Raw genomic sequence first — 2,727 nt, 5'->3', positions numbered from 1 at the left:
AGCAGACACAGCGGCTGGCCAAACTGCTCATGTATGCAGAGGTGATTCGGACAACCGAACCCGGCCTGTGTGGAGACGACAAAATGTCGTTCAGTATGGGCTACCTCGTTGGATCAGCCAACACTCCGAACAAGCTCTCCAACTACGTCAAGAATCCAGAAAGTGATGATGAATATATTCGGATGTTCAATCGCTATCGGGATAGCGAAGACAAACGAAAGGAGGCGAAGGTCATCTCGTCCTGTCCGTTCTGTGATGCTGCCGTCTCGGTCGAAGTGACAGATAACTTCCGGCTGGCCCATTGCTGCACGAACGATCCCGATGCGTGTGAGTGGCAGCAGCGGTCGCTCGATACCGAGGGAGAATACCAAGTGTTCGCACGCAATGAATTGCCCATCCATGTCGTCGACAACGAACTCTACAGGTATGCGCCAACCTTCATCGTCGGAACTATCGATAAGATCGCGGCGGTGAACTACGAGCGGAAATCTGGGCATCTGTACGGTGGAAAAATGACCCACTGGTGTCCGGACCACGGATTCGCCAGTTTCGGTGAGTGTACAGAAAAGTACGCCTGTCATAGTGATAACGCGGGGACGAATGACCCGGATGAGACACTGATCTCGCTCGAAGACACTCCATTTGGGAACCCAACTGACATCTCGCCCACGATGCAGATTCAGGACGAGCTGCATCTACTCAAAGAGTCGCTTGGGACGTTCGATGGTCACTACGAGACATTTGTCGATGCGTACCAGCAGGAACAGGGGTTGCAGCGGACCAAGATTGTAGCTGCCACCGCAACCATCGAAGAATATGAAAAGCAGACCAAGCAACTGTATCTCCGGAAGGCCGAGAGATTCCCGACCGAAGGGCCGTTCCTCGGCGAGAACTTCTACGCCAAAACCGAGGATACTACCCGCCGCCAGTTCTGTGGCGTCCTGCCACACGGGAAGACCCACATCAACGCTGTCATCGATCTTCTCTATCATTACACGCGGGAAATCGAGACTCTCCGTGGGGAGATTCACGACGCTACTGAGCCACACGAACTCATCGAGGAGCTCGGCTTCGAGGAAACAACATCGAACGATGAGTTCCTCGACCTCCTGAAAAAGTATGAAACCAGCCTAGCCTACACCATCAGTAAGAAAGAGAAAAACCCGCTGGTCCGCTCGATTGATGGCCAGATGGCCGACTACTTGCGGGGCGACGGGCTTCGAACGCCACTCTCTGATGAGCTGACTGGTGACACCCTATTCGACGACGTCGAGGGTATCCTTGACAACCTCGAGAATCCACCGGACGACTTCCGTGAACGACTGAATATGATCACGGCCACGAACATGATCAGCCACGGCGTCGACGTTGACCGGTTTAACTACATGGTGTTCTTCGGCATGCCGCGTCAGACAGCTGAATACATCCAGTCGAGCTCCCGAGCGGGGCGCAAGCATCCCGGTCTCGTACTGCTCTGTTTCAATCCGAGTCGCGAGCGTGACCAGAGTCACTATCACATGTTTAACAAGTACCACGAGTTCCTCGACCGCCTCGTGGAGCCTGTCCCAGTGAATCGATGGAGCCAGAACAGTGTGAAAAAGACCATCGCCGGGATGTTCTTTGGCTGGCTCTACAACGAGTGGATGTACCAGACTGGAGAATACTTCTGGTTCTCGGATAAGGTTCGCCCCTTCGTCAGGGCGATCAAAAACAATGAGGTGCAGGAGAAAGACGACTACCGGGCAACCGGTTTAACCGGGAAAGACGATGTGCTTGAATTGCTGGAGCTTTCCTATGGTCGGCACCTCAGTGGCGAGATTCCGGATACGTTCCAGGAGATGCTGGAAAAGGAATTCGATCGTATGCTGGCCACTCTCGAGGGGGCCCGGACAGATTTCGCTGGAGAAGCACTTGCCAACGGCCCGATGCGAAGTCTCCGAGATATCGACGCCGAAATCAAACTAATCCCGGACGACTGGCACAACAACGCGCTGTTCGAGACACTGGAGGGACGATAACGATGTCCGAGAATGAAGATAATTACATGGGGCGTGGGAAAGCCCAGGTCCTGTTCAACCATCTGCCAGCAAGCACTTTCGACTACGATCGTGGGTTCGGAATCCATCGAGTCGTCCGGATTCAGGGAGAAGCTGCCGACGAACTTGACCGACAGTATATCGGCGAACAGGTGATTCGGCGTGTCAGTCAATGGAATCTGGAGTCAAATTCGCTTGGTACTACGGGATTCCCGGAGTTTCCAGACTCCTACAACCTCCTGAAGCCGACGAAGGTCAAAACAGAATTCTTCCCGCTATTACTCTCCTGTGAGGAGTGTGGGCGCGCCCATTTCTACCAGTCGCCTAACCAGCTCGCATTCAGGAATAAAGAGATGGTGTGTGATGAATCAGGTTGTGACGGTTACATCTCACAGGAGCAGTTCGTCGGGTTCCACGAATGTGGATCAGTCGAGTCACTCGCACCGTCACGCAAGACACAGCCGCACCGTAAACCGGGGCCGGGTTCGTGTGGTCAGACACGGGGGCGGCTTGAAACGCAAGGGAGCCAGCGGTTGCAGAACTTCCGCTGGGTCTGTATGAGCTGCGGGAACCGGGAGGAACGAAGCCAGCAATGCGGGAGCAATTGTGACCTTGACAGGAACTTCCTGTCGTTCAACGTTCCCGGGGGCAGCAACGTCTACCAGCCACACTATTTCAATCTGGTCAGCGG

The 2,727-nt window shown here is 54.3% G+C and carries 2 protein-coding genes; both read left to right on the top strand.

The features are described 5' to 3' along the window. Nucleotides 1–95 precede the first annotated feature (95 nt). Nucleotides 96–2,018, top strand: a complete 1,923-nt coding sequence (locus tag QT222_RS03035) for a helicase-related protein (protein ID WP_491476263.1) — start codon at nt 96–98, stop codon at nt 2,016–2,018. Nucleotides 2,019–2,020: 2 nt separating this feature from the next. Next, a partial coding sequence (locus QT222_RS03030) for a DUF8724 domain-containing protein (protein WP_491476262.1) occupies nt 2,021–2,727 on the top strand: 707 nt, incomplete at its 3' end.

Source organism: Haloferax sp. s1 (genome assembly GCF_058382125.1).
Note: the sequence above shows the minus strand (reverse complement) of the source record. Positions and strands in the feature narration are given on the sequence as shown.